The sequence below is a fragment of the Streptomyces sp. ERV7 genome (assembly GCF_001653515.1).
Classification (GTDB): domain Bacteria; phylum Actinomycetota; class Actinomycetes; order Streptomycetales; family Streptomycetaceae; genus Streptomyces.
Window position 1 is genome coordinate 182,619 of record NZ_LYOY01000040.1, and the last position, 25,701, is coordinate 208,319.

At 72.6% G+C, this 25,701-nt stretch carries 23 protein-coding genes, 1 pseudogene and 1 riboswitch; of the genes and pseudogenes, 12 read left to right on the plus strand and 12 right to left on the minus strand.

Going from position 1 to position 25,701, the window contains the following annotated elements; all coding sequences use genetic code 11:
• The first annotated feature begins 107 nt into the window (after positions 1 to 107).
• The 4 genes from A8W25_RS15360 (at position 108) to A8W25_RS15375 (ending at position 6,291) form a co-directional block, all read left to right on the plus strand.
• The gene (locus tag A8W25_RS15360) at positions 108 to 1,502 is read left to right on the plus strand and encodes a hypothetical protein (protein ID WP_067161810.1); all 1,395 of its coding nucleotides are present in this window, start codon (positions 108 to 110) and stop codon (positions 1,500 to 1,502) included.
• 223 nt (positions 1,503 to 1,725) lie between these two features.
• A complete protein-coding gene (locus A8W25_RS15365; protein ID WP_420708499.1) occupies positions 1,726 to 3,930 on the plus strand; it encodes a SpoIIE family protein phosphatase in 2,205 nt (734 codons plus the stop codon).
• 145 nt (positions 3,931 to 4,075) lie between these two features.
• Positions 4,076 to 4,945 (plus strand): AAA family ATPase, encoded by an 870-nt coding sequence (locus tag A8W25_RS15370; RefSeq protein WP_067161816.1) that lies wholly within the window; start codon positions 4,076 to 4,078, stop codon positions 4,943 to 4,945.
• The gene (locus A8W25_RS15375; RefSeq protein ID WP_067161819.1) at positions 4,942 to 6,291 is read left to right on the plus strand and encodes a VWA domain-containing protein; all 1,350 of its coding nucleotides are present in this window, start codon (positions 4,942 to 4,944) and stop codon (positions 6,289 to 6,291) included. The genes A8W25_RS15370 and A8W25_RS15375 overlap by 4 nt, the downstream gene beginning before the upstream one ends.
• Positions 6,292 to 6,309: 18 nt before the next feature.
• Here A8W25_RS15375 and A8W25_RS15380 read toward each other — a convergent pair whose 3' ends face one another.
• Positions 6,310 to 7,692: an FAD-binding oxidoreductase gene (locus A8W25_RS15380; protein ID WP_067161821.1), complete on the minus strand. Its 1,383-nt coding sequence runs from the start codon at positions 7,690 to 7,692 to the stop codon at positions 6,310 to 6,312.
• Between the two features lie 239 nt (positions 7,693 to 7,931).
• On the opposite strand from A8W25_RS15380, the gene A8W25_RS15385 reads away from it, so the two are divergent.
• Positions 7,932 to 9,053 (plus strand): sulfite oxidase, encoded by a 1,122-nt coding sequence (locus tag A8W25_RS15385; RefSeq protein ID WP_067161824.1) that lies wholly within the window; start codon positions 7,932 to 7,934, stop codon positions 9,051 to 9,053.
• 19 nt (positions 9,054 to 9,072) lie between these two features.
• Here A8W25_RS15385 and A8W25_RS15390 read toward each other — a convergent pair whose 3' ends face one another.
• The 3 genes from A8W25_RS15390 to A8W25_RS35450 form a co-directional block, all read right to left on the minus strand.
• Positions 9,073 to 9,741: a DUF4232 domain-containing protein gene (locus A8W25_RS15390; protein WP_067161826.1), complete on the minus strand. Its 669-nt coding sequence runs from the start codon at positions 9,739 to 9,741 to the stop codon at positions 9,073 to 9,075.
• Between the two features lie 99 nt (positions 9,742 to 9,840).
• A complete protein-coding gene (locus tag A8W25_RS15395) occupies positions 9,841 to 10,755 on the minus strand; it encodes a hypothetical protein (RefSeq protein ID WP_079126105.1) in 915 nt (304 codons plus the stop codon).
• Positions 10,756 to 10,873: 118 nt separating this feature from the next.
• Entirely contained in the window at positions 10,874 to 11,008 is a 135-nt protein-coding gene (locus A8W25_RS35450) for a hypothetical protein (protein WP_267890379.1), read from the minus strand.
• A gap of 65 nt (positions 11,009 to 11,073) precedes the next feature.
• Here A8W25_RS35450 and A8W25_RS15400 point away from each other — a divergent pair, with 65 nt between their 5' ends.
• From A8W25_RS15400 to A8W25_RS15410, 3 genes are all read left to right on the plus strand, one after another.
• Entirely contained in the window at positions 11,074 to 12,018 is a 945-nt protein-coding gene (locus A8W25_RS15400; RefSeq protein WP_420708466.1) for an ABC transporter ATP-binding protein, read from the plus strand.
• The gene (locus A8W25_RS15405; protein ID WP_067161829.1) at positions 12,015 to 13,001 is read left to right on the plus strand and encodes an ABC transporter permease; all 987 of its coding nucleotides are present in this window, start codon (positions 12,015 to 12,017) and stop codon (positions 12,999 to 13,001) included. The genes A8W25_RS15400 and A8W25_RS15405 overlap by 4 nt, the downstream gene beginning before the upstream one ends.
• A gap of 141 nt (positions 13,002 to 13,142) precedes the next feature.
• Positions 13,143 to 13,553 (plus strand): GntR family transcriptional regulator, encoded by a 411-nt coding sequence (locus tag A8W25_RS15410; protein ID WP_067161831.1) that lies wholly within the window; start codon positions 13,143 to 13,145, stop codon positions 13,551 to 13,553.
• Between the two features lie 46 nt (positions 13,554 to 13,599).
• On the opposite strand, the gene A8W25_RS15415 is transcribed toward A8W25_RS15410, so the two are convergent.
• Complete coding sequence (locus tag A8W25_RS15415; protein WP_067161834.1) at positions 13,600 to 15,126, minus strand: DEAD/DEAH box helicase; 1,527 nt, start codon at positions 15,124 to 15,126, stop codon at positions 13,600 to 13,602.
• Between the two features lie 349 nt (positions 15,127 to 15,475).
• Positions 15,476 to 15,679: a cold-shock protein gene (locus A8W25_RS15420; protein WP_067161837.1), complete on the minus strand. Its 204-nt coding sequence runs from the start codon at positions 15,677 to 15,679 to the stop codon at positions 15,476 to 15,478.
• A gap of 391 nt (positions 15,680 to 16,070) precedes the next feature.
• Here A8W25_RS15420 and A8W25_RS15425 point away from each other — a divergent pair, with 391 nt between their 5' ends.
• Complete coding sequence (locus A8W25_RS15425) at positions 16,071 to 16,751, plus strand: family 16 glycosylhydrolase (RefSeq protein WP_234386469.1); 681 nt, start codon at positions 16,071 to 16,073, stop codon at positions 16,749 to 16,751.
• Positions 16,752 to 16,758: 7 nt separating this feature from the next.
• Here A8W25_RS15425 and A8W25_RS15430 read toward each other — a convergent pair whose 3' ends face one another.
• From A8W25_RS15430 to A8W25_RS15445, 4 genes are all read right to left on the minus strand, one after another.
• Complete coding sequence (locus A8W25_RS15430) at positions 16,759 to 17,442, minus strand: epimerase (protein ID WP_067161839.1); 684 nt, start codon at positions 17,440 to 17,442, stop codon at positions 16,759 to 16,761.
• A 137-nt stretch (positions 17,443 to 17,579) separates the two neighbouring features.
• Positions 17,580 to 18,314 (minus strand): DUF2993 domain-containing protein, encoded by a 735-nt coding sequence (locus tag A8W25_RS15435; protein ID WP_158942557.1) that lies wholly within the window; start codon positions 18,312 to 18,314, stop codon positions 17,580 to 17,582.
• On the minus strand, positions 18,308 to 18,901 hold the full coding sequence (locus A8W25_RS34395) for a TetR/AcrR family transcriptional regulator (protein ID WP_067161842.1): 594 nt from the start codon (positions 18,899 to 18,901) through the stop codon (positions 18,308 to 18,310). The genes A8W25_RS15435 and A8W25_RS34395 overlap by 7 nt, the downstream gene beginning before the upstream one ends.
• 147 nt (positions 18,902 to 19,048) lie before the next feature.
• A complete protein-coding gene (locus A8W25_RS15445; protein ID WP_067161844.1) occupies positions 19,049 to 19,891 on the minus strand; it encodes a transglycosylase SLT domain-containing protein in 843 nt (280 codons plus the stop codon).
• 4 nt (positions 19,892 to 19,895) lie between these two features.
• A riboswitch (cyclic di-AMP (ydaO/yuaA leader) is annotated at positions 19,896 to 20,081 on the minus strand.
• Between the two features lie 153 nt (positions 20,082 to 20,234).
• Between A8W25_RS15445 and A8W25_RS15450 the strand changes: the two are divergent.
• From A8W25_RS15450 to A8W25_RS15460, 3 genes and pseudogenes are all read left to right on the plus strand, one after another.
• A pseudogene (locus A8W25_RS15450) lies at positions 20,235 to 21,498 on the plus strand (MAB_1171c family putative transporter).
• Positions 21,499 to 21,605: 107 nt separating this feature from the next.
• Entirely contained in the window at positions 21,606 to 22,112 is a 507-nt protein-coding gene (locus A8W25_RS15455; RefSeq protein WP_107470747.1) for a hypothetical protein, read from the plus strand.
• A 136-nt stretch (positions 22,113 to 22,248) separates the two neighbouring features.
• Positions 22,249 to 22,788, plus strand: coding sequence for an RICIN domain-containing protein (locus tag A8W25_RS15460; RefSeq protein WP_079126107.1), 540 nt, complete (start codon positions 22,249 to 22,251; stop codon positions 22,786 to 22,788).
• 14 nt (positions 22,789 to 22,802) lie between these two features.
• On the opposite strand, the gene A8W25_RS15465 is transcribed toward A8W25_RS15460, so the two are convergent.
• Complete coding sequence (locus A8W25_RS15465) at positions 22,803 to 24,200, minus strand: DHA2 family efflux MFS transporter permease subunit (RefSeq protein ID WP_067164101.1); 1,398 nt, start codon at positions 24,198 to 24,200, stop codon at positions 22,803 to 22,805.
• A gap of 374 nt (positions 24,201 to 24,574) precedes the next feature.
• Positions 24,575 to 25,633, minus strand: coding sequence for a helix-turn-helix domain-containing protein (locus tag A8W25_RS15470; RefSeq protein ID WP_234386471.1), 1,059 nt, complete (start codon positions 25,631 to 25,633; stop codon positions 24,575 to 24,577).
• Between the last annotated feature and the right edge of the window lie 68 nt (positions 25,634 to 25,701).

Here is a 25,701-nt window from a genome sequence, read left to right on the forward strand (position 1 = left end):
GTTGGCGGACCGTCAAGATGACTGGCGCCGGGCGCACATGGCATGATCGGCCTTCGCGTTACTCCCGAGTAACGACCCCCCTCCTCCCATCCGAAGGTCACATCTACGTGCGCACGTTCACCACACGTCTCCTGGTGCCCGGCCTGGCCACGCTGGCCCTCGCCGCCACCGGCTGCTCCTCGTCCGGGCACAGCGGCGCGGCGGCCCAGCCGGGCAGCACCGCCACCACCGCGGCGGCCGCCGACGGCACGCGGCAGCTCGACGTGGCCGCCGCGCCGCAGGAGGCGTCCGCGCCGACGGCGGTGGCCCGCACCGGTAGCGGCAAGGGCCGGCCGGAGAAGTCCTCGCTGAAGGTCGCCTCCTACGACAAGACCAGCCGACGGGCCGTCATATCCGCGGCCCCGCAGCGGCACACCGGTACGCCCAGCCACTCCCCCGCGCCGGACAAGCCCGTCGCCGTCGGCGACGTGATCGCCAGCGCTCCGGCGCCGGGCGCCCCCAACGGACTGCTCGCCAAGGTCACCGAGGTCGTCGGGAAGACCGACCGCGGCACCGAGGTGAAGACCGCCTCCACGACGCTGGCGTCGGTCCTCAAGGACGACAAGGCCGACGGCAAGGTCCCGGTCGACCCGTCCTCGGTCAAGGTCGAGCCCCTGATGAAGGGCGTCACCTTCTCCTGGGCCAAGACCAAGGGCCTCACGTTCGGGCCCAAGGGCGCCAAGCTCCCCCTCGGCAATCTGCGCCTGGACGTGAACGCCGCGGTGGACACCGCCAAGGACGCCCCCGCCTCCGCCGGCGCCTCGGTCTCCGGCTTCGTCCAGCTCGCCCCCGAGGTGGAGTTCTCCTACGACGGCAGCTCCGGCGGCCTCGCCCCGCGCTCCGCGTTCCTCGGCATGAGCGGCGACTGGTCCTCGCAGTGGGCGCTCAAGGGCCGCGCCGCCGCGAGCACCGGCGCCCCCAAGCGCATCCCCTTCGCCAAGCTGCACAGCGCGCCCGTCATCCAGGTCGGCCCGGTCCCCGTCGTCGTCAACCTCGACCTGACCTGCTACGTCCAGGTCGAGGCCGACGGCCGCGTCACGCTCGACGTCCAGCAGGACGTCAAGGGCGACTTCCGCGTCGGCGGCAGCTACGCCGCCGGCAAGGGCTGGACCCCGGTCAGCACCTCCGCCGTGCACAGCTCGCCGGTGACGGCCACCGTCGCCGCGGCCGGGCGTGTCAAGGGCGCCCTCGGCGCCGAGGCCTCCGTCGGCCTGTACGGGGCCGTCGGCGTCAGCGCCGACTTCGCGCCCTATCTGCGCGGCGAGGCCGACGCGAAGGCGACCGCGTCGACCGACGGCAAGGCGTCCGTCTCGGGTGCCTGGGCCGTGTACGGCGGGTTCGACCTGAGCGGTCAGCTGCACTTCCAGCTGTCCCTGTTCGGCACACCGATCATCGAGCGCCGGATTCCGCTCGGCGCGCTGCACCGCGAGTGGCCGCTGGCGAGCGGGCACGCCCAGAGCTAGGCGCTCGGCCGCCCACACGGCGGAACCGCACGACGACACGGCCCCGCGCCCCGGGGCCGGGGGCCCCACGAGGTGCGGGCCCCCGGCCCCGGGGCGCATTCTTGCTGTATCACCTACCGCGCGGCGCGCGGACGAGGGCAGACCGATGACTGAGAGCGCCGAGAGCCGGCGCTGGGCGCCGGGAAAGCTGACCGCACTGCTCACCGGGGCCGTGGCGGAGGCCATGCGCGCCGTCGGCGGCCATGTGGGCGGCGTCTACCTGCGCTCCAGCACACCCGGGCTCCTGCGGCTCGCCGTGCTCGCGGGGCTGCCGGGACCACTGTTCCGCCCCTGGTGGCGCATGCACGTGGACCGGCCGTTCCCGGTGGCCGACGCCCACCGCCTCGGCATCGAGATCCAGCTCGCCGACCCCACCGAGACCATGCGCCGCTACCCCCAGCTCGCGGCCGGGCTGCCGTTCCGGTTCGGCTCGGTGTACGTACCGGTGGTGGGGGCGTCGACGGCGTACGGGGTCCTCACCGTGCTCTGCCCCGCGACCTCGGACGCCGGCTCGGCGCCCCGCGACCGCGACCGCCTCACGGAGGCGGCACAGGGCCTGGGCGCCGCCCTCCTGGAACTGGAGGCGGACGGCCCCACGGTCGTCTGGGACGGCGAGCCGCTGTGCGTACCGCCCCCGGCCAACGGCGCGTCGACGGGTCACGCGGACGGTGACGCGGCCGGGGACCGCGCGGCCGACCTGCTGCCCGAGGGCGTCTTCACCCTGGACGGCCTCGGGCTGATCACCTACGTCAATCCGCGCGCCGCGCTGCTCCTGGGCCGACCGGCCGGTGAACTGCTCGGGCAGTCCCTGTGGCACGCGGTGCCGTGGCTGGAGCAGCCCGCCTACGAGGACCATCTGCGCGGCGCACTGCTGTCGAGGGACCCGGTCCACTTCCAGGTCAGACGCCCGCAGGCCGCCGACGGCGGGCCGGGTTCCGGGGAGCGGTACGGCGACCGGCTCTCCCTGTCCGTCTACCCGGGCTCCGACGGTCTGACCTTCACGGCGGTCCCCCTGGGCCGGGAGGCGGACGCCGCGGGCGCCGCCTCCCTCCCCGACGGCACCGCCGGAGCCGGGCAGGAGCGGACCGACCCGCCGTTCGGGCCGCTGACGGCCCCGGGCGCGGTGGAGGACGGCGCGGCCCCGCTCACCGCCCCGGTGAACGGGACGGACTCCCTCTACCCTCCGGTCTTCCTCGCCCTGGCACTGAGCGAGGCGGTCACCGCCCGCCAGGTCTCCGCCGTGGTGATGCAGGAGCTGCTCCCCGCGTTCGGCGGCCGTCGCCTCGCCATCTACCTCCTCCAGGACCGCCATCTCTACCTGGCCTGGGAGAGCGGCTTCCCCAAGGGCTTCCTCGATCCCTTCGACGGGGTGGCGCTGGATGTGCGGCTGCCCGGCGTCGAGACGCTCACCAGCGGCCGCCCGCTCTTCTTCGAGTCCATGCAGCAGCTCGCGGCGGCCTATCCCGGTATCGCCCTCGACGCCGAGCAGGGCGCCCGCGCCTTCCTGCCGCTGATCGCCTCCGGCCGCCCGGTCGGCTCCTGCATCCTCGGCTTCGACCGGCCGCGCGGCTTCAGCCCGCAGGAGCGCACGGTCCTCACCGCGCTCGCCGGGCTCGTCGCGCAGGCCCTGGAGCGGGCCCAGCGCTACGACACGGAGGCGGCCCTGGCCCGCGGCCTCCAGGCGGCCCTGCTCCCCCACCGCCTCCCCGTGCACCCCCAGGTGGAGACGGCGGGCCGGTATCTGCCCGGCACCCAGGGCATGGACGTGGGCGGCGACTGGTACGACGTCGTCGAGGCGGGCGACGGTCTCGCCCTGGTCATCGGCGACGTCCAGGGGCACGGCGTACAGGCCGCGGCGACCATGGGCCAACTGCGCAGCGCCGTAAGGGCCTTCGCGCTCGGCGGGCATCCGCCCGAGGAGGTCATGAGCGGCACCAACCGGCTGCTCATCGACCTCGACCCGGGCCAGTTCGCCAGCTGCTGCTACATCCGGCTCGACCCGCTCACCGGCGAGGCCCGGGCGGCCCGCGCCGGACATCCGCAGCCGCTGCTGCGCCACCCCGACGGCCGCACCGAGGTCCTGGACCTGCCCGGCGGCGTGGTGCTCGGGGTGGCCCCGGACGCCGTGTACCCGGTGGTGGACCTGCACCTGGAGCCGGGAGCGGTGCTCGCCCTGTACACCGACGGGCTGGTCGAGCGGCCGGGCACGGACATCGACGAGGGCATCGAGCGGCTGCGCGCGGCCCTGGCCCGCGCCGCCACCCCCACCCGGCGCACCGGCCCGTCCCTGGGCGGCACCGCGGACCTGCTCATCGACGAGGCCCGCCGGACCACCGACCGCCCGGACGACATCGCGCTCCTGCTCACCACCCGCCGCGCCACCCGCTGACGCCCCTCCCGTGGGGACCGTGACCTTCGCCGCAAACCGTGCCCGCCCGTTGTGGACCGGCCCGGGGAGCTGATCAAGTACGTACGACATCACGTACGAGCGCCGCGCAGCCGCCCGGCCCAGCGGGAGACCAGGAGAACACCCCATGACGACCGGGTACTTCACGTCCGTGGACGATGTCTCCGCGCGCCTCGCCGAGACCGGCTATCTGGCGTCCCGGGCCGTCGCCACCACCGTCTTCCTCGCCGACCGGCTCGGCAAGCCGCTGCTGGTGGAGGGTCCGGCGGGCGTCGGCAAGACGGAGCTGGCCAAGGCGGTCGCCCAGGTCGCGGACGCCGAGCTCATCCGGCTCCAGTGCTACGAGGGCGTCGACGAGTCCCGCGCGCTGTACGAGTGGAACCACGCCAAGCAGCTGCTGCGGATCACCGCGGGCCGCGACGAGTCGTGGGACGAGACCCGCACCGACATCTTCGGCGAGGAGTTCCTGCTCTCCCGCCCGCTGCTCACGGCGATCCGCGGCGGCGACCCCAAGGTCCTGCTGATCGACGAGATCGACAAGGCGGACGTGGAGGTCGAGGGGCTGCTCCTGGAGGTGCTGAGCGACTTCCAGGTCACCGTGCCGGAGCTCGGCACGATCACGGCGACGCGCCGCCCGTTCGTGGTGCTCACCTCCAACGCGAGCCGCGAGCTCTCCGAGGCCCTGCGCCGCCGCTGTCTGTTCCTGCACATCGGTTTTCCCGAGGAGGAGCTGGAGCGCCGGATCGTCCGGATGAAGGTGCCCGGGCTCGACGAGGCGCTCGCCGCGTCCGTGGTGCGGGTGGTCGGGGCGCTGCGGGCCATGGACCTGCGCAAGGTGCCCTCGGTCTCGGAGACGGTCGACTGGGCCCGTACGCTGCTCGCACTCGGCGCGGACACCCTCGACGAGAACGTGGTGCGCGACAGCCTCGGCGTACTCCTCAAGCACCAGGACGACATCCTGAAGGCCGCCGCCAAACTCGACCTGGACGCCGTGTGACCGCGCTCCCCGACCGGGTCACCGAGCTGGTCCGGACACTGCGGACGCACGGGCTGCGGATCGGCCCGGGCGAGACCGTCGACGCCGCGGCCGCCCTGGAGGTGCTCGGCTTCGGCGACCGTGAGCGGATGCGCGAGGGGCTGGCGGCGGCGCTGCTCCACAACGAGGGCCAGCGGGCGGTCTTCGACCCCGTCTTCGATCTGTACTTCCCGCTGCGCGTCGGCGCACCGGCGGCGACCGGCGGTGACACGGCGGACCTGCGCGACCGGCTGGCCGCCGCGCTCGCCGCCAACGACCAGGCGATGCTGGGCCAGTTGGCGGCCGAGGCGGTGGACAGCCTCGGCGGATACGGTGCCTCACCCGGCTCGGACGGCTTCTCCGCGCACCAGACCCTCGACCGGCTGCGCCCGCAGACACTGCTCGCGCGGGTACGGGCCTCGCTCGCCCAGGGCGCCCGGGAAGCCTCCTTCACCGACCGGCTGACCGACGACGAGATCCGCCGCCGGATCGAGGGGTTCCGCGCGCGGGTGGGCACCGAGGCACGCCGCCGGGTGGCGGAACGGCGCGGCGCCGAGGAGATCGCGCGCCGGGCCCTGCGGCCCACCGCCGACCGGGTCGACTTCCTCGTGGCGGGCCGCGCCCAGCTCGACGAACTGCGCAGGTCGGTGCATCCGCTGGCGCGCAAACTGGCCACCCGCCTCGCGGCGCGCCGCCGCCGCGCGGCCCGCGGCCGCATCGATCTGCGCCGCACCCTGCGCGGCTCCCTGTCGACCGGCGGCGTCCCCATGCGCCCGGTCCTGCGCCGCCGCCGTCCCGTACGCCCCGAACTCGTGCTGCTCTGCGATGTGTCCGGCTCGGTCGCGGGGTTCGCGAACTTCACGATGCTGCTCGTCCAGGCGCTCCACGACCAGTTCGGCAAGGTGCGGGTGTTCGCCTTCGTCAACCGGGTCGACGAGGTCACCGGGCTGCTGCGCAAGGGCGCGGCGGATCCGGCGGGTCTGGGCGAGCGCATCGCCGGCGAGGCGGCGGTGACCGGCTGGCACGGCAGCAGCGACTACGGCACCTCGCTCGGCGAGTTCGCCGAGCGCTACCTGGACGTCGTCGGCCCGCGCACCGCGGTCTTCGTCCTGGGGGACGCCCGGACGAACATGAGCGACCCGAACCTTCCCGCGCTGCGCCGCATCGCCGAGCGCGCCCGCCGCGTGTACTGGCTCAACCCCGAACCGGCCTCCCAGTGGTCGACCGGGGACTCCGCCGCGCTCGCCTACGCCCAGGTGGCCGAGATGCATGTGTGCCGCAACGCGCACCAGCTCGGCGGCCTCGTCGCACGGCTGCTGCCGGTGTGACGAAGCCGCCGGACGGGCCTAGCTCCGCGCGGGTTCGATGTTCTGGTTGGCGTGGAAGAGGTTGTGCGGGTCGTAGGCGCGCTTGACCGCGGCCAGCCGGTCGTACTGGTCGCGGTAGGTGGCCCTGACCCGTTCCTGGCCCTCGCCCGCGCCGATGAAGTTGACGTAGGCGCCGCCCATGGAGTGCGGGTGCAGTTCCTCCCAGTAGTCCACGCACCACTGCTTCACGGTCTCGGCGTTGGCCGGGTCGGGGTCGATGCCGCCGATGACCCCGGACCAGACGGCGTCCCGGTAGCCCCAGGCGGTCTCGCCCGGCTTGACCCGGTGGGCTGCGCCGTCGACCGGGTACAGGTGCATGGTCGACAGATCGGTGGGAATGCCCTCGGCGTACTTGGCGTGGACGTCGATGGACCCGTCGGTGATCCGGTCGAAGAAGTCGCCGCGCCAGTACCACTGCAGGCCCTTGGGGATCAGCTCGTCGAACATGCTCTGCACCATCGGGTACGGCATGGGCGCCGTGAAGTGGAAGGCGGGCGGGCCGGGTTCGCCCACCGCCTCGAAGACCTTGTCGGCCTGGTCCGGGTCGCCGGTCCAGCACCACACCACACCGCACATCTTCTGCCCGTGGATCTCCTCCGGGAACGGCGGCCCCGGCGGGACGACGAGCACCGCGAAGAACCCGTTGAGGTCCTCGGGCGCCTGCGGCAGGAACTCGCGGTACCACCGCAGCACGTCACCGATGCGGTCGAGCGTCCACACGGTGACGCCGAGCACCACGGTGTGCACCGGGTGCAGCGAGAAGGTGAAGGAGGTGACCACACCGAAGTTGCCTCCGCCGCCGCGCAGCGCCCAGAACAGGTCCGGGTGGTTGCGCTCGTTGGTGGTGACGAAGCTGCCGTCCGCGAGCACCACGTCGGCGGCCAGCAGGTTGTCGATGGTCAGACCGTACTTGCGGGTCAGATGGCCGTGGCCGCCGCCCAGGGTCAGCCCGCCGACGCCGGTGGTCGACATGACGCCGGCCGGGGTGGCCAGGCCGAACGCGTGGGCCGCGTGGTCCAGGTCGCCCAGCAGGGAGCCACCGCCGACCTGGGCGATCTCCGCCGAGGGGTCGACACGTGCCCACCGCATGGGCGACAGGTCGAGGGTGACCCCGTCGTCCACCAGGCACAGGCCCGGGCCGCTGTGCCCGCCGCCGCGGACGGCGAGTTCGAGGCCGTGGTCACGGACGAAGTCGACCGCGTCGATGACGTCGCCCGCGTCCGCGCACCGGACGAGCGCGGCCGGCCGCCGGTCGATCATCGCGTTGTAGATCGTGCGGGCCCGGGTGTACTCCGCGTCCTGCGGGCCGATGACCGGACCGCGCAGTACGGTCCGCATCGCCTCCAGCGTCGTGCCGTCCATGGCGAGCTCCTTGCACCGGCACGGCAGGTCCGTGGACCCGCCCGGCCCTACCCCTGCTGGGCCGCCGGTGGGGTCGTGCGCGCCGGTGCCCCGGCGTCCCCACCGGCCTCGGCCGCTGACGGGCGCCACAGGGCTGACACCTCAAGCGTCTCGCCGCCGGCGGAGACTCGCAATCCCCGGCCCGCACGGCCTCCGGCTCCGGAGGTGACCGGGCCCGGTCGCGGGCGCACGATGGGGGTATGGACCGCCGTATCGGTGACATCAGCACGCCGGGGCGCCTGGCCGACCCGGAGGAGGGCGTCAGCCCCGAGGAGCTCGCCCTCGCGGCCCGCAACCACGGGCTGCCCCTGGAGGCCCTGCGCTACGACGTCACCCCACCCGGGCTCCACTACGTACTGGTCCACTACGACATCCCCCACGCCGACGCGGACGGCTGGCAGCTCACCGTGGACGGCCGGGTGCGCACCGCGCTCACCCTGGACCTGGCGACGCTGCGCTCCTTCCCCGCGGTCACCCACCGGGTGACGATGGAGTGCGCGGGCAACGGCCGGGCCCTGCTCGCGCCGCGCCCCGTCAGCCAGCCGTGGCTGGTCGAGGGGGTGGGCACCGCCGAGTGGACCGGGGTGCCGCTGCGCACGCTACTGCTCGCCGAGGCCGGGGTGGAGCCGGACGCCGTCGAGGCCGTGTTCACCGGCGCGGACCACGGTGTGGAGCGTGGTGTGGAGCAGGACTACCAGCGCAGTCTCCCGCTGACGGACGCCCTCGGCCGGGACCCCGAGGTGCTGGTGGCGTACGAGATGAACGGCGCCCCGCTGCCGCCGCAGCACGGCTACCCGCTGCGGCTGGTGGTGCCGGGGTGGTACGGCATGGCCCACGTGAAGTGGCTGCGCGCCATCACGCTCACCGCGACCCAGTTCACCGGCTTCCAGCAGCAAGTGGCGTACCGCTACCGGCAGTCGGCGCAGGATCCGGGCGAGCCGGTCACCCGGATCGCCCCGCGCGCCCTGATGATCCCGCCCGGCTTCCCCGACTTCATGTCCCGCACCCGGGTCGTACGCCCCGGCCGCCTCCTGCTGGAGGGCCGGGCCTGGTCGGGGCGGGCGCCGGTCACCCGGGTCGAGGTGAGCACGGACGACGGGAACAGCTGGTACGAGGCCGAGCTCGCCCCGGCGGTCGGCCACGGCTGGGCCTGGCGGCGCTGGCGGGCGCCCTGGACGGCCACCCCCGGCAGCCACGTCCTGAGCGTCCGCGCCACCGACGCCGGGGGCGCCACCCAGCCGCTCACCCAGCCCTGGAACCGCGGCGGTTTCGCCAACAACCTGGTCCAGCGGGTCAGTGTCTGCTGCCCCGAGGACGGCTGAGCGAACCGGTCCGGGCGGTTCAGGAGGGCTTCGTCGCGGAGAGCGCGCTGACCTTCACGGTGTCGTCGCACTCGGCGAACACCCCGTCGTCCATGGCGGTCTGGTGATGCCCCGCGCCCGGCACGCCGAGGACGACGCTCGGGTACGAGGACGGCTTGGCCCCGGACACGCAGTACCCGTCGCCCTCGCCCTGGACCTGCACGAAGGTGAGCTTGGTCCAGGCGCGGGCGCCCGGGGCGAGCAGGACGGTGGAGGCGGTGCCGACGTGGGTGGCGGCCAGCGGGACGTTGTGGTCCGGTGCGCCGTTGCCCGCGCCGCCCACCGTGACGAACCCCTTCACCGTGCAGGGGTGCGCGGAGGTGTTGGCGAAGCCGACCACGGCCGCGCCGACGCCCGTGCCCTCCGGGCGGTTGGCCGCCTGGTGGCCCGGGGTGACCTTGAGGTCGCTGATCCCGCACTTGGGGGCCGCGTGCTTGGGCTTGGCGGTGCCCGCCGTCCCCGGGGCGGTGGGTGCCTTCGCGGTGGGCTCGGCGGTGTGCGGCGTGGCCTTGGCGGTGGGGATCACGGGGGACGCGGCGCCCGTTCCGGAACCGTTGCCACCGCCCGGCTCGCAGCCGACCACCAGCACACCGGCCACCACGGCCGTCGCCGCCACCGTCATCGCCCGACGCACGTTTGAGTAGTCCATGACTCCCCCGAGGGTATGGCCGGCACACCCGGCGCTCGCCCTACAACACACCGCGGCGGCGACAATGGTTCACGTGTGCGCACGGGTGTGGCGAGCCGGTTACAAACCGCCGCCCATCAGCGCCGAAAGCGGGACATCCGCCACCTCGCCGGCGGGACGCGACAGATACAGAGCGGTGTGGAAACAGCCGTCGCTCTCCTTGCCCCAGGGGTCTTCGCCGGTCGCGGCCACCGCGTCGAGGGCATAGCACCGCTCCTGTTCGCCGGTGAAGCGGCGCTGCGGGAAGGTGGGAGCGGCCAGCTTCTCGGTGACCAGGCCGTGAGCGGCCAGGCTGTGCGCGATGGCCCGGTAGGAGCCGGTGCGCAGCACGAACGCCGCCACCCACACGGGGCCCTCGATCCTCGTGAGGAGAGGGGTGAACGTGCGGCCGGAGAGGAAGCCGGCCCCGCCGGTGACGGTGATCAGACGCGTGTTCCGTACGGCCCGCAGCAGCGCCCGACTCGGCGGCGCCGCCTCCAGGTCCTCGGCGAAGCCCTCGTCGAGCAGGCCCACCGCCCGTGCGTAGGAGACGGCGGACGCGGCCCGGTCGAGCCCGATGGCGCGCACCGCGTCGGGGCGCCGGCGCGCCGCGTAGAAGGAGCGGTCCCGCTCCTTCAGCTCGGCGGTGGTGAGGGCGGCGGCGTGCGGCGAGGTGTAGTGCTCGTACAGGTCCTCCAGGGTCAGGTCGTGGTGGAGGAGGGCGGCGTTGACGCCGTACGAGCAGCAGAGGTCGAGCACGGTCGCCGGGCCCTGCTCGCGCCCGGCGGCCGTACGTGCGGCGAGCAGGCGCCGGAAGACGCGCTGCGCGTGGTGCGGGGTCTGGTAGCCCCAGGGGCGCAGGGCGCGGAAGTAGCCGCGCGGGTCCGGCTGGTCGTAGACGTCGTCGAACCGCGTCATCCCCATGGCGCCCGTGTGGGCCGTACCCGACACGTCGTCCCCTGCGGGCACGTCGCCCTTCGGCTGTGCCTCGGTCATGGCCGCCGCCCTTCCCCGCCTCGTGCGCGCCGCGATGGGGCGCGCATCCATGCGTAACGTGCCGCGCGGGTGGCGCGGAAGGGCGCGAACCCGCCACGCGGGCACCGCTCACCCCGGCTCAGAGGAAGGCCACCACCACCGTGCCCCACTGGGCCGTCGTGGTCCCGGCCGCCACCGCCAGGTCACCGGCCGCGCACTCCACCCTGCTGTGACACTCCGCGTGCGGGCCGCACCTGCCCGCACGGTTTGACACGTCCTCGCCACGGACACCATGATTCCACTAGTCAACTAGTGGAATCATGGAAAGGGGGGAGGCGCGTGCGCGACATGACCGCTCCTGGCGCGGCCGACACCCGGTGGGCCCTGGAAGCACGTGGGCTGGGGAGGAAGCACCGTCGGGGCTGGGCCCTGCGGGACTGCACCTTCCGGATTCCGGCCGGGCGCGTCTGCGGCCTGGTGGGACCCAACGGCGCCGGCAAGAGCACCCTGCTGAACCTGGCGACCCGGCTCATCGAGCCGAGCGCCGGGGAGCTGCGGGTCTTCGGTATCCCGGTCGACTCCCCGGCCGCGCTGCCCCGGTACGCGTATCTCGCGCAGGACAAGCCGATGTTCAAGCGGTTCACCGTGGCCGAGTCGCTGCGGCTGGGCCAGGAGCTGAACCCGGGCTGGGACCAGGCGGCGGCCGAGCGGATCGTGCGCGCGGGGCGGATCCCGATGGGTGCCAGGATCGGCAGCCTCTCGGGCGGCCAGCGCACCCGGGTGGCCTTCGCACTCGCCTTCGGCAAGCGGCCCGACCTGCTGCTCCTGGACGAGCCGATGGCCGATCTCGACCCGGTCGCCCGCGACGAGCTGAGCTCGCTGCTGCTGTCCGAGGCCAGCGAGCGCGGCACCACCGTCCTGATGTCCTCCCATATGCTCAGCGAGCTTGAGCACATGTGCGACTACCTCCTCGTCCTCGCCGCCGGCCAGGTCCGGATGGCCGGTGAGACGGACGAGCTGGTGCCGATGCACACCCTGGTCACCGGGGTCACCGCGGACCAGGGCCTGCCCACCGCCCTGGCCACCCACACCGTGATCGAATCCCGCATCGCGGGACGGCAGTTCACCGCGATGGTGCGCACCGAGGGCCCGCTGACCGGCGACTGGCAGCTCGCCGATCCCAGCATGGAAGAAGTACTGCTCGCCTACCTCCGCAACCCCGAGGCGCCCGCGCTGCTTTCCCCGGCCGCCGCTCCCGGCCACCAAGAGGAGTACGCCGTATGAGCACGCTCACCCACCCCTCCGCCACCGAGGAGCCGACCCGTACGCGGCCCAGGAGGCTGCGCGGACTCCTGTGGCTGGTGGCCCGCCAGCACCGGACCGTCCTGCTCGCCTGCGTGGCGGCCGTCGTGCTCGGCTCGGTGGCGATCATCCAGCAGCGTGGAGCCCTGCTGGACAACGCGCACGCCGCCGGCTGGCCCGCCACCCCCGTCGACGACATGGACGGCGCCGCGCGCCTGCGGATGGCGAACGCGTTCACCGACATCGCCGCCTACGTGGGGTATCTCCCGGCGCTCTTCGGTGTCTTCCTGGGCGCCGCGCTCCTCTCCTCGGACCAGGAGAACGGCACGGCGCGGCTGGTCACCACCCAGTCGGTGACCCGCTCGCGCTGGCTGCTGTGGAAGGTCGGCTTCGCCGTGGCGCTCGTCGCGGTCACCACCGCGGTCCTGGGCTCGCTGCTGACCTGGTACTGGCACGCGGCCCGGCCGTTCGTCTCCACCGACTGGATCGACGCGACGATCTTCGACAACACGGGGCCCGTCCTGTTCGCCAAGGCGCTGTTCACCACGTCGCTCGGCATCGCCATCGGCGCCCTGGTACGCCGTGCGGTGCCCGCGATGGCGCTCACCCTCTTCGGCACGTTCGTGCTTGAGGTGGCCTTCGACTACCTCAAGCCGCACCTCGCCGCCTCGCGCCGGGTCGCGTTCCCCCTGGAGGGCGACCACCCGGCGGTGCTCAACGGCTCGGTCCAGGTGGACCAGTGGGTCGGCACCGCCTCCGGCAAGCTCTACGGGTGGGGCACCTGCGTCAACGAAAGCGACACGGACGGCTGCCGTGCCAAGAAGGGCATCGTCAACTCGGTGTGGGACTACTTCGGTTACGACCAGATGGCCACCCTGCAGTGGACCGCGGCCGCCCTGCTGGCCGTGGGGAGCGCGGTGCTGCTCGCGCTGGCCGTATGGCGCACCCGCCGCCAGGCGTTCTAGCCCGTCACCGGCCCGGATCGGGAAGCCACCAGGCATAGGCTGTACGCCACCGTACGAAGGGTGTTGCGCCCCGGCGACCGAGCCCGGGGCGCACACCCGTCCGAGATACCCGAGACACCCGAAGCGAAGGAGGCAGGTGCGATGGTCATGTTCCGCGTGGACCGCCGCAGCGGCCTGCCCGCCTACCTCCAGATCGTCCACCAGGTGGAGCAGGCCCTGCGCATGGGGGCGCTGGCCGAGGGCGACAAACTCCCGACGGCGGCCCAGGTGGCGGCCACCACGAAGGTCAACCCCAACACCACGCTGAAGGCCTACCGGGAGCTGGAGCGCTCCGGTCTGGTCGAAGTGCGCCAGGGGGCGGGGACGTTCATCACCCGCTCGCTCGCCACCCCGCAGACCGCACCGGAGTCACCGCTGCGCACCCGGCTCGGCGAGTGGCTGCGCGAGGCGCGGGGGGAGGGTCTGAGCGAACACGACGTCACGACGCTGTTCGACGCCCTGCTCGCCGAAACCTACCCGGCGGCCACGCCCACGCACACCCCCGCACACTGATGCGCCGCCCGGCCGGGGGCCGGGCGGCGCATCAGTGTGTAAGGCCCTAGGCCGAGCGGCGTACGCGGGCCGCCTTGCGGGCGTCGGCGAGCTGCTGGGCCTCGGTGGCCCGGCGGCCACCGCCGGAGCGGCCGGGACGGCCGGGGGTGGTGCCGATGCCCCGGAACGGGGCCCCGCCGCGCTTGGGGCGCTCGGCCGCCGGCGCGTTGCCGATCGGGACGCCCGACGGGGTCTGGGCGCCGGTGATCCGGCTCAGCTCGGCCTCGCCGGAGCGGACCTCGGTGATCTGCGGCCGGATGCCCGCGTCCGCCATCAGCCGGCTCATCTCGCGGCGCTGGTTGGGCGTCACCAGGGTGACGACGCTGCCGGACTCACCGGCCCGGGCGGTGCGGCCGCCGCGGTGCAGATAGTCCTTGTGGTCGGCGGGCGGATCGACGTTGACGACCAGGTCGAGGTCGTCGACGTGGATGCCCCGGGCCGCCACATTGGTCGCCACCAGCGTGGTGACGTGCCCGTCCTTGAACTGGGCCAGGGTGCGGGTGCGCTGCGGCTGCGACTTTCCGCCGTGCAGCGCGGCCGCCCGTACACCGCTGCTCATCAGGTGCTTGGTGAACTGGTCGACGGCGTGCTTGGTGTCCAGGAACATGATCACCCGGCCCTCACGGGCGGCGATCTCCGTGGCGGTGGCGTACTTGTCGGTGCCGTGCACGTGCAGCAGGTGGTGTTCCATCGTGGTGACCGCGGCCGCCGAGGGGTCCACGGAGTGGACCACCGGGTCGGTGAGGTAGCGGCGCACCAGCAGGTCCACGTTGCGGTCCAGGGTGGCCGAGAACAGCATCCGCTGCCCGTCCGGGCGCACCAGGTCGAGCAGCTCGGTGACCTGCGGCATGAAGCCCATGTCAGCCATCTGGTCGGCCTCGTCGAGCACGGTGATGTCCACCCGGTCCAGACGGCAGTCACGGCGCTCGACGAGGTCCTTGAGACGCCCGGGGGTCGCCACGACGACCTCGGCGCCGGAGCGCAGCGCCCCGGCCTGCCGTCCGATCGACATCCCGCCGACGACGGTGGCCAGACGCAGCCTGAGCGACCTGGCGTACGGGGTGAGCGCGTCGGTCACCTGCTGGGCCAGCTCGCGGGTGGGGACGAGGATCAGGGCCAGCGGCTGCTTGGAGTCGGCGCGGAGGCCTGCCGTACGGGCGAGGAGCGCGAGGCCGAAGGCGAGGGTCTTGCCCGAGCCGGTGCGGCCCCGGCCGAGGACGTCACGGCCCGCGAGGGAGTTCGGCAGGGTGGCCGCCTGGATCGGGAACGGCACCGTCACACCTTCGGCGGTGAGCGCCGAGAGCAGCGGGGCGGGCATGTCCAGGTCGGCGAACGCCTCGACCGCCGGCAGTGCCGGGGTGAGCGTGGTGGGGAGGGCGAACTCGCCCTGCGGGGCGGCAGGGCGCCGGCTGCGGCCGCCGGAGCGGCTCTGTGCCTGCGCGCGATAGCGGGCGCCACCGCGCTCGGCGCCACCGGAGCCGGATCCCTTGCGGGCGCCGTACGAGCGGTCATTCGTGCGAGCTGATCGGTTCATGCAGAACCTTCCTCGATATGGCACGTATCGAGGAATTCGCGGCAGAAATGACTGCCGGGGAATCGCAAGAACGAGCCGAAAGAAAAGACGAAAACGAGCCCGGTTCGGCCGCGGTGTCGCGGACCGCCGTCGGGCCTCGGAATACCTGCCGCGCGCGGGCCCGAGGGGATGAACCCGCTGGGGCGGTGGCGCGTACGGCTGCGGCACCCGGAGTCCCGCGCGTCGTGGAGTGCCGTCCACGGCGCGGTGGGCGCACGCCCCGAGGGTGCGTGGCCTGGAGACAGCAACGAGCTGGGGCCCGTACACAAGGTGCGGGCCCCAGCTGCGTCATACCTACGCTTCAGTGGCGTCAGGCGGGGGTGATGTTCTCCGCCTGCGGGCCCTTCTGGCCCTGCGTGACGTCGAAGTTCACCTTCTGGCCTTCCTGAAGCTCACGGAAGCCCTGGGTGGCGATGTTCGAGTAGTGGGCGAACACGTCCGGGCCGCCACCCTCCTGCTCGATGAAGCCGAAGCCCTTTTCCGAGTTGAACCACTTCACGGTGCCAGTAGCCATGTCATATCTCCTTCGGGGCAGTGCCCTGGGGCCCACACTGTGCGGACCCCGGCGTCGCCGCGATGATTGCCCCGTCCGGATAAAGCACCGGAAATACAAAAGTGCCCGACGGAAAGAAGCCCGCCCAGGCACTTGAAGTCTTTGGGAACCACAACTGCAACTGGGATCAACAGTAGCACGGTGTGGCCGTCCCGTACAGCAAATGCCGACTTTTTCGGCTGGGCGCCACGGAATCCCCGCCCCCCACGGAAAAAGTGCCCGAACGCGCCCCCTACCTGCCACAACAGATATTTGCTTACGTAAAGCATACTTTCGGGGTACGGGGCGGAGAGGCCGGGCGACGCGCAGGTGGCGCGGCAGGTATGCGTCCGGCCTGTGCCAGAGTGTGGCCGTGCTCACCGAGGCCCCGCTGCTCCCCGTCCTCACGGCCGACTTCACCTCCCCCGTGCAGTGGGTCGCGGGCCGCTCCTGGGCGTATCCGGAGGGCGGCCCCGTCAACCCCGGCGACGACAAGCTCGACCACCTGGTCCCCGACGCCGCGTACAGCCGCACCGGCACGTTCCTGGCGAGACGCCGCCCCGAGGGCACCTGGAGCACGGGGCTGCTGACCACCGAGGGCAGCGACGAGGACTTCACGGTGCGCGCGGGCGACGTCCTGGAGGCCCGGGTGCGGCTGCCGCGCGAGCGGGGGGCCTGGCCGGCGATCTGGACCTGGCGGGACGGCGGCCAGGAGGTCGACGTGTTCGAGTACCACCCCGACAACCCCGATCTGCTGGAGCTGACCAACCACGTCCGGGGCTCCCACCACTCCTACCGCGACCCCTGCGTCACCCCCGGCGCCCTGCTCGACCTGCGGGTCGACTTCGGCGTCCGCTCGGTGGCGTGGTGGGTGAACGGCGACCGGGTCTTCGTCGACCGCCGAGGTGTGGGCCGCCACTGGTACGCCCACCTCATCGTCAACCTCTCGGTCAGCGCGGGCCGCTTCCACCCGGCGCCGGACCCACAGGTGTCGGAGATGTCCTTCGAGGTCCCGGCGCTGAGGGTGTACCGCGGCGCCGCGACCGCCATGTGAGGCTCCGTCAGAGACAGGACGCCGTGCTGTTGATGTCCCTGGTCTCCAGGACGTGGACGCGCGCCCCCTCGGTCGCCACCGCGATCATCGCCCGGCCCAGCTGCTCCGTCGTGGTGACGTGGTGCGGGGCCAGTCGCCGCAGGACGGGGTAGAGCGGCGTGGTGACCACGTACGCGGCCCGGTAGAGGCGGGTCTTCGAGGTGATTCCGTGCAGGGGCTGGATGTATCCGGGGCGGAACATATACGCGTCCAGGTCCAGCGCCAGCAGGTCGTTCTCCGTCCTGCCCTTGATCCGGGCCCACTTGACGCGGCCCCGCTCGGTGCTGTCGGTGCCCTGGCCGGAGACGTAGACGAAGGTGGAGCGCGGGTTCCAGGAGGCGAGGGCGCGTGCGACCGTGAGGGTGAGGTCGTGGGTGATACGGCCGTAGGCCGCCTCGTCCATGCCCGCCGAGGAGACGCCCAGACAGAAGAAGCAGGCGTCGTATCCGGTGAGTTGGTCCTGTGTGCCGGGCAGGCTCATCAGGGCCGCGAGGTCGGGGTGGACGAGTTCGCGCAGCTTGGGGTGCTTGTCGCCGAGCGGGGTGCGGCCCACCGCGAGGACGCTCTCGATCCGGTCGTCGCGCAGGCACTCCCGCAGGACACCCTGGCCGACCATGCCGGTCGCACCGAAGAGGATCACCTTGATACCCATGGACTCGCTCCTTCCCTCGTGACCGGTCGGCGAAGTCCCCTGACCCCGACGAGTCCTGGGGTCTGCGTATCACGGCGGACGCCGTATCGCGGCGGTCGGCGGCCGCGAAACCCGGTGTCGCACCTGCCCGGCGGTGCTCAGGCGCGGGCGTCGGTACGGAAGGTGACGTCCTCGCCGGAGAGCGTCGCGGTGAGTCCGTCGGCGGTCGTGGTGAGGGACTTGAGCGCCAGGCCGTCCGGGATGCCGTCGAGCTTCAGCTCGCGCTCCAGCATGCCGGTGACGAGCGTCCGCATCGCCTTCGGCAGGTCGTCGCCGACCTTCACCGACCGCAGCGCGAGTGCGCGGTCGCCCGCCACCTCGACCCGCGCGCTGGCCCCGACCTTACCGACGAGCGGCAGGGTGGTGGTGGCCGCGACGCGCGGCTCGGCCTTCGTGCTGTCCCGGCTGTAGCCGATCTCGAAGCCGAGCGCCTTGGACAGGTCCTGGTAGGACACGAAGGCGGTGGCCTTGGCGGAGGCGGCGTGGGCCTCGGAGGCGTCCGCGGAGCGGCGCAGCCGGTCGAGCTCGACGTTCAGCGTGGTGATCGGGAGTCTGCCGCCGTCGCGGCCCGCGGGGATGTCGGAGGCCTCGATGTCGACGCGGTCGAGCGTGCCCCCGGCCAACTGGGTCAGTACGGGGAAGCCGTGCACCTCCACATGCGGCGCGCTCTTGAGCCCCTGAGCCTTCTGGAAGGCGTCGGCCGTGCGGTGTTCGGTCCAGGCGGCCGCGGCCCGGTCGCCCGCCACGCCCAGCCCGGCGAGCACGACGGCGGCGACCGCGTACTTGCGCCACCCGCGCAGCGCCCGGCCCGCCACGGGGCGCGGCCTCAGCACGCCGATCCCTCACGCGGTACGGGGTGCGCGGCGATCCCGCACGCGGCGCGGAAGGCGCTCAGCAGCGGGGCGCGCAGCAGGTCGTCCGGCACGTCCTGACGGGCGGCGACGGTGCTGAGCAGCCCGGTCACGGCCAGCTGCGCCCGGATGGTGCCGTCCAGGTCGTCCGCGTCCGCGAAGGCGGCGAGGGTCTCCGTGCGGTGGTCGCCCAGATCCCCCATGCCCTCCACCCCGGCGAGCGCGCCGGGCAGCACCGGCAGCCCGGAGTTGAAGAGCAGAGCGAGCCGGGAGCGGTGGCGCAGCGCCAGGTCGACCAGATCGGCCGAGGCCCGCCGGTGCCGCTCGGGCCCCTCCGGCAGGGCGCCCCAGGTGGCCCGCAGCGCGGCGAACTCGGTCAGCGGACCGATCAGCGTCGCCGCGAGCAGCCGTTCCTTGGAGGGGAAGCGGTGCAGCAGGCCGGTCTTGGAGTAGCCGACCCGGTCCGCGATCTCCTGCACCGAGGTGCCGAGATAGCCCTGCGCGGTGAAGAGCTCGGCGGCGGCCTCGACGATCTCGGCGTCGAGCTCGGCGCGCGTCGGGCGTGGCATGACGGTCCTCCCCTGAGCCTGGTCACGCCACCGTAACAGACCATCTGGTCCCTGATGGACCAGATGGTCCGTACGTCTCACGCGACGTCTCACGCGACGCTTCGCGCGACGCGGGGGATCGATCGGGCGGAGATGTCCGTCAGCGCCTCAGTACGCGCCGTTCACGTTGTCGATCGAGCCGTACGTGTTGGCCGCGTAGTTGCACGCGGCGACGATGTTGGCGACGGGGTCGTAGCTGTCCGTCGACGTGCCGGGCACGTGGAAGGCCCGGAAGGTGGGGTCGATGACCTGGAGGAGGCCCTTGGAGGGTGTGCCGGCCACCGCGTTGGAGTCCCAGTTGTTGATGGCCAGCGGGTTGCCCGACGACTCGCGCATGACGTTGCGGTAGATGCCGTCGTAGGAGCCGGGGATCCCGTGCTGGGCCATGATGTCCAGCGACTGCCGGATCCAGCCGTCCAGGTTGTTGCCGTAGGTCGCCGTCTTCGCCACGGCGGCGGTCGCCTTCTGGGGCGGCGTGGCCTTACGGGCCGAGCGGTCGGCCCGGTCCGAGGTGGCCGTACGGTCCGCGGACGCCGGGGCCTTCTTGCCCACCGACAGTGCGAGGCCGGGGTGGATCAGGGCCGGGTTGCCGCCGATGGCCTGGCGGTTGTCCTGGTAGAGCTTCTTCCAGCCGCCGCTCACGTCGAGGTCCTGGGCGATCTTGGAGAGGGAGTCACCGGCCACGACGGAGTAGGTCGTCGCCGCGGCCTTCGCGGCGGTGGCCTGCTTGGCCACGATCGGCTCGGCTGACACCGTGCCCTTGGCGGCGGCCGTGACGGCGGACGCGGCCGTCGCGGCGGTGCCGGAGTGCGGGGCGGCCGATGTCGCGGCACCGGCGCTGGTCGCGCCGATCACCGGGATGATGAGCGCGGCGCCACCGGTGCCCGCGGCGGCGATGCCCCGGGTCAGGGTGCTGGACTTGGGGCGGCGGTGCTTACCCTTTGCAGGCATGGCGCATTCCTCTCCTTCGCCTGCGAGGTGAGCTGTCGGGTTCGGGCGAGAGCTGCCCGGCCGCGCTGCACGCGACTTCACCCCGAGCCGTTCCGTCATCCGGATTCGGCGGCCTACCTGGGTCCCCCGCTCCTGCCTTTTCGTGTGTGGGAGGTTTCCGGACAGCGGCAGGATTCGGCGGTCCATCCGGATTTGAGCGTGACCGTAAGCGAATAGGACCGGCCGAAACAAGAGGTCGAATTCACCCTGGGATCCGCAAGAAAGATCCACCGGCGGAAGGGAGTACGAGTGCCCCTCTCCCCGTACCCCCAACTCCTCCCCGTCCCCCCGCTTGAAGGAACCCGTGAGCCCCCTCGACCTCGCCGGCTATCTCATAGCCGCGCTGATGACCGCCGTCGCCCTGTGGCGTATGCCCGCCGCCCTGTGGGGCGACGAGGAGGACAGACGCCGCCGCGCCCTGTGGGGCTGTTACGCCGGGTTCGCCGTCGCCCTGTGGACGAAGACCAAGATCGTACGGATCACACTCAACGACAGTGAGGTCACCGACCTCGCCGTCCTCATCAAGCACTACACCGCCACCATCGCCATCCTGGCGATCCTCAGCTACATCGTGGCGATCTACGGCCACTTCCCGGACGAGGGCGCCGTCCCCCGGCACGTGCGGTTCGCGCGGACCGTGCAGCGGGTCGCCGCCAAGGCGTCCGCGGCCACGCTGGTCCTGCTGACCGTGCTGTTCTTCACGGTCGTCGACCGTTCCGTGCCCTCCGACCGCTTCGTCTCCGACCACGCGGGCCAGTGGGGCGCGACGCTCTACATGAGCGTGTTCTATCTGTACTTGGGCGCCTCCTCGGCCGTCTGCGCCTACCAGTGGGCGCTGGCCACCGGCAACGCGAAGGTGCGCCATCTGCGCCTCGGGCTGGGGATGATGACCTTCGCCATGTTCATCGGCGTGGCCTACACCCTCAGCCGGACGCTGTTCCTGTGGGTGAGCGTGATCGACCGGCCGAGCAAGTCGTTCGCGCTGCGCTTCGACGAGATCACCGAGGCCTCGCAGATCGTGCTGTTCGCGTTCTTCGCGCTCGGCGCGTCCATTCCCGCGTGCCACAAGGGCTGGCGCCGGGTGCGGCTGTGGCGGGCGGCGGGCGCAGGCGCGGCTGCACCCGCTCTGGTACGAGCTGATGACGGCGTTCCCGGACCAGCCGTTCGAGCCGCCCGCCTCGCTCGTACGTGAGCTGACGCGCTTCGACACCCCGGCCGACCTGCGGATCGACCGGTGGGCGGCGGACATCGCGGACGCGGTGGAGAAGCTGCGCCACTACGTTCCGGACGAGCTCCTGGACGCCGCCAAGCGGGCCGCCGGGAGCGAGGCGACCGGACCCCTCGCCGACGCGCACTGGATCAAGGCCGCGCTCGCCGCCAAGGCCGACGGGGCTCCCGCGGGCCGGGCCGCCGCCATCGAGCCGCAGCACGCCACGGACCAGGACGGCGAGGTCGCCTGGCTGGTGCGGGTGGCGTCCGCGTACAAGACGATCGGGCACGACCGGGCCCGCCAGGTGCTGGCGTCGACGCGGGCCGGTGCTCAGGACGCTCAGGAGGCCACCGCGTGACCGGCACCATCGAGAGCCGCACCGCCGGGCTCGACGACCCCGCCCGGCGCCCCGTCGCCCTCGCCGTCACCAACGTCCTGCAGCCCCGCAACTGCCTCCTGGCCGGCATGCTCGGCATCGGGTTCGCGGCGGCGGGCGACTGGACCGGGCTGCTGTGGGGGTTCCTCGGGGCGCTGTGCGCGGGGCTGATCCCGGCCGGCTACATCGAGTGGGAGCGCGGGCGCGGCACCTGGGGCGACCGGCATGTGGTCGACCGTACGAAGCGGGCGCCGATCTTCTTCGTCATCCTCGGCTCGATCGGCACCGGCTCGCTCGTCATGGTCCTCGGGGACGCGCCCGTCGGCATCCTCACGGCGATGCTCGGGCTGTGGGTGATGACGATCGGGCTGCTCACGGTGAACACGGTCTGGAAGATCTCGGTGGACGCGTCGGTGGCGTCGGCGGTGGTGGCCCTGCTCGCCGCCGTCCAGCACCAGCCGCTGTGGCTGCTCGGCTACGCAGTGACCGTCGCCGTGTGCTGGTCGCGGGTGGCCCTGAGCTATCACACGGTGGCCCAGACGGTGGCGGGCGCGGCGCTGGGCGCGGCCACGGCGACGGGGTTCCTGTTCGTCTGAGGACGGCCAAGGGCGCCGGGGCGTCTGTGCGCGCGGTGAACGCCCGCTGTGAGTGAGCTGTTATTCAGTTGTTGGCGGGTGCCGTCAAGATCGTCGAGCGGGTCGAAGGACGGCCCGCTCGACGATCGGGGGAAACATGCGCGTTCTCAGGACGGCGGCCATCGCCGCATCGGCTCTGGCGATGACCGCCGGGGCGGCGCTCTCGACCGCGGGGACGGCTTCGGCCAGCTCCACGAGCGAGTTCGTCAACCAGAACAGCAACCGCTGCCTGGCCATCGACATGGCCAAGGAGTACCAGGTCCTCGGGATCCTGTGGAACTGCAACCACAACCCCGACCAGCAGTGGCACGCCGAAATGAAGGCCGACGACGGCAACGGCGCCTACTACGAGATCAAGAACGGCTACGGCCAGTGTCTCGGCACCTGGCAGGGTTCGACCGACAACGGCACGAACATCGTCGGCTGGGACTGCAACGGCAACCCCGACCAGCTCTGGTTCATCGACAAGGTGTCGAGCGACCCGCGGTACTCCAACCTCCGCAGCTACGCCGCCTGGAAGAACGACTCCGGCAACAAGTGCGTCGGTGCCCTGAACGGCAACACCGGCAACGAGACCCCGGTCATCCTCTGGGACTGCAACGACAACCGTGACCAGCACTGGATGCGCGTCGCCTGACCTGCCGCCGCACGTCACATGTGGATCGGGCCCGCGTCTCCGCCCTCCGTCGGGTGCGGATGGGGCGGGCCCTTGCGGTAGAGGACGACCGTGAGCAGCAGGCCGAGGGCGAAGAAGCCCGCCGACCACCAGTAGGCGGTGGCGTAGCTGTGCAGCTGGGCCTTGGCGAGGACCTGCGGGGTCGGCTGCTTGCCCACCAGATAGCTGGAGGCGGCGCTGGTGGCCAGGGTGTTCAGGAGCGAGGTGCCCACCGAACCGCCGACCTGCTGGCTGGTGTTGACCATCGCGGAGGCCACGCCCGCGTCATGGGCGGCGACCCCGGCCGTGGCCAGGTTCATCGCCGGGGCGAAGATCAGGCCCATGCCGCAGCCCAGCACCAGGAGGGGCGGCAGGACGTGCGGCGCGTATGTGCTGTCGACGTCCAGGGCCGTCATCCACACCAGCCCCGCCGCGCCGAGGCCCATGCCCAGCGGCACGATCGGCTTGGCGCCCATCTTCGGCACGAACCTGTTCTGCGCGATCACCGAGGACACGATCATGACCACGACCATGGGTATGAAGGCGAGTCCGGTCTTCACGGGCGAGTAGCGCAGCACCTGTTGCAGGTAGTACGTGAGGAAGAGGAACACGCCGAACATCCCGGCGCCGGAGACGAACATGCCGAGGAACGAGGCGCCCCGGTCCCGGTCGAGGACCACCCGCAGCGGCAGCAGCGGGTGCGTGGCGCGCAGTTGCCACAGGACGAAGGCGACCAGCAGGACCCCGCCCGCCGCGAGGAAGCCCCAGGTCTGCGGTGAACTCCAGGAGTGCTTCTCGGCGTTGGAGAAGCCGTAGACGATGCAGAACAGACCCGCCGAGACCAGCAGCGTGCCGGGGATGTCGAGCTTCGGGCGGTCGGCCGGGGCTCCGGGGTGGAGCAGGCGCAGCGCGCCGAGGAAGGCGATCGCCGCGAAGATCAGGTTCACGTACAGGCACCAGCGCCAGTTGAGGTACTCGGTGAGCAGACCGCCGAGCAGCAGGCCCACCGCGCCGCCGGTGCCCGCGATGGCGCCGTAGATCCCGAAGGCCTTGGCGCGCTCCTTCGGGTCGGTGAACGTCGTGGTGAGCAGGGAGAGCGCGGCCGGTGCGAGCAGCGCGCCGAAGACGCCCTGGAGGGCGCGGGCGATGACCAGGACCGTGAAGCTGGGCGCCGCGCCGCCGATCGCGGAGGCCACGGCGAAGCCGATGAGGCCGGTCAGGAAGACGGCCTTGCGGCCCACCAGGTCCGCGACCCGGCCGCCGAGCAGCAGCAGGGAGCCGAAGGCCAGGGCGTACGCGGTGACGATCCACTGGCGGTTGCCGTCGCTGAAGCCGAGATCGCTCTGCGCGGAGGGCAGAGCGATGTTCACGATGGTGGCGTCGAGCACCACCATGAGCTGGGCGACGCCGATGACCGCGAGGACCAGCCAGCGGTGTTCGTGGGCGGCGCCCTGGTGGCCGGTGCCCCCGGCGGCAGCGGCGGCGGCCGTGGCCGCGCCCCCGCCGCGCAGCGGCTGTCCGTCGGGACTCGCCCCGGCCGCCGCTTCGGCGCTCTCCTCCGGTGCCGAAGCGGCGGCGATCCGTTCCGCCCTGCCCTCTTCGACGGCGTCCTTGGTGTGACGACCCATGGCGTACGTCTCCTTACGGGGGATACGCGCCCTTCATCACGCTAAGTGGAGGTGAAAGGTTCCGCCACGTGAGTGACGTAGGGGGCCGTACGGGGGGCACCGCGCGGAAACGATCCGTCGCGCGGAGCGACCGGGAGACGTTACGGGATCGCGGGCGGTCGCGCCCCGGACACGCCGGACGCCGAACCCAACAATCGGAATCGCAGGGCCACTTCGAGTTCGAAGCGGGCGTCCGGGTCGTCGAGCGCGGCCCCGAAGAGCTCCTCGATACGGCGCAAGCGCTGCCGTACGGTCTGCGGGTGCAGCTCAAGCCGCTCCGCCACCTCGGGAGCGCTGCCCCGATGGGACTGGAGCCACACCAGCAGCGTGGTGGCGAGCCGGGTGGCCTGTTTCGGGGTGAGGTCGTCGAGCGGCCGAAGGCGCCGGTCGGTGAAGAGTCTGACCAGCGGCTGATCCCCGAGGAGCAGCAGCTCCGGCAGCCGCTCCTCGCAGCGGACGATCCCCGCCGGCTGTTCGAGCCGCGCGAGCAGCGTGCGCGCCCAGCGCAGCGAGTCCGCCGCCATGGCGAGCGGCACGGTCGGCCCGACCACCGCCCCGCGCACATCCAGCGCCCCCGCGAACGCCTGGTCGTCGAAGGCCGTCTCCGGGTCCGGGACCAGCAGATACGGCTCCGGACTGTCCAGGTCGGCCAGCACCGCCGGAGGCAGCCTGCGATGGGTGCGGTCGCGCTCGGCGGGCGGTCCGAGCGCGACACACGCCACAGTGTCCGGCAGGGTCCAAGCCGCCGTCACCGCCGCCTGTTCGAGTGCGGACGCGGTCGCGCCCGACACGATCCGCCCGAGCAGATGGTGGCGCCGCCGCCCGAGCGCGCCCGCCTTGTCGGCCTGCGCCTCGGCGTACCCGCGCACCGACATGGCGGAGATCTCGTCGATGTGCGCGAACACCGCCTCCGCGAGCAGCACGACCTGGTCGGCCCCCACCCCGGCCCGCCGCGCCGCGCGCGCGTAGCGCCGCCAGGCGACGCGGGCGCCCAGCCGGTACGCGGCCTGGAGCGCGTCCAGGCTGCGGCCCTCGGCGAACTCCCCGCGCCCCAGCACCCAGTAGACCCGCCACCGGTCCTCGCCCCGGTCACCGGGCGGGACGTCGCCGCCGCCTTCCACGAGGTCCGCGAATTCGGCGAGTGCGGTTTCCACTCCCATCTGGATTCCGTGCCGGAATTTCCCGTGCAGCGGCCGGGAGAATTCCGGCACGTGCTGTCTTATCTGTC

Bases quoted from the DNA above. Each gene is read 5' to 3' on its own strand.
- A8W25_RS15365 (WP_420708499.1), top strand. From the start codon at position 1,726: ATGCGCGCCGTCGGCGGCCATGTGGGCGGCGTCTACCTGCGCTCCAGC.
- A8W25_RS15370 (WP_067161816.1), top strand. From the start codon at position 4,076: ATGACGACCGGGTACTTCACGTCCGTGGACGATGTCTCCGCGCGCCTC.
- A8W25_RS15380 (WP_067161821.1), bottom strand. From the start codon at position 7,692: ATGGACGGCACGACGCTGGAGGCGATGCGGACCGTACTGCGCGGTCCG.
- A8W25_RS15385 (WP_067161824.1), top strand. From the start codon at position 7,932: ATGGACCGCCGTATCGGTGACATCAGCACGCCGGGGCGCCTGGCCGAC.
- A8W25_RS15390 (WP_067161826.1), bottom strand. From the start codon at position 9,741: ATGGACTACTCAAACGTGCGTCGGGCGATGACGGTGGCGGCGACGGCC.
- A8W25_RS15395 (WP_079126105.1), bottom strand. From the start codon at position 10,755: ATGACCGAGGCACAGCCGAAGGGCGACGTGCCCGCAGGGGACGACGTG.
- A8W25_RS15405 (WP_067161829.1), top strand. From the start codon at position 12,015: ATGAGCACGCTCACCCACCCCTCCGCCACCGAGGAGCCGACCCGTACG.
- A8W25_RS15410 (WP_067161831.1), top strand. From the start codon at position 13,143: ATGGTCATGTTCCGCGTGGACCGCCGCAGCGGCCTGCCCGCCTACCTC.
- A8W25_RS15415 (WP_067161834.1), bottom strand. From the start codon at position 15,126: ATGAACCGATCAGCTCGCACGAATGACCGCTCGTACGGCGCCCGCAAG.
- A8W25_RS15420 (WP_067161837.1), bottom strand. From the start codon at position 15,679: ATGGCTACTGGCACCGTGAAGTGGTTCAACTCGGAAAAGGGCTTCGGC.
- A8W25_RS15430 (WP_067161839.1), bottom strand. From the start codon at position 17,442: ATGGGTATCAAGGTGATCCTCTTCGGTGCGACCGGCATGGTCGGCCAG.
- A8W25_RS34395 (WP_067161842.1), bottom strand. From the start codon at position 18,901: ATGCCACGCCCGACGCGCGCCGAGCTCGACGCCGAGATCGTCGAGGCC.
- A8W25_RS15445 (WP_067161844.1), bottom strand. From the start codon at position 19,891: ATGCCTGCAAAGGGTAAGCACCGCCGCCCCAAGTCCAGCACCCTGACC.
- A8W25_RS15455 (WP_107470747.1), top strand. From the start codon at position 21,606: ATGCTCGGCATCGGGTTCGCGGCGGCGGGCGACTGGACCGGGCTGCTG.
- A8W25_RS15460 (WP_079126107.1), top strand. From the start codon at position 22,249: ATGCGCGTTCTCAGGACGGCGGCCATCGCCGCATCGGCTCTGGCGATG.
- A8W25_RS15465 (WP_067164101.1), bottom strand. From the start codon at position 24,200: ATGGTGGTGCTCGACGCCACCATCGTGAACATCGCTCTGCCCTCCGCG.
- A8W25_RS15470 (WP_234386471.1), bottom strand. From the start codon at position 25,633: ATGGGAGTGGAAACCGCACTCGCCGAATTCGCGGACCTCGTGGAAGGC.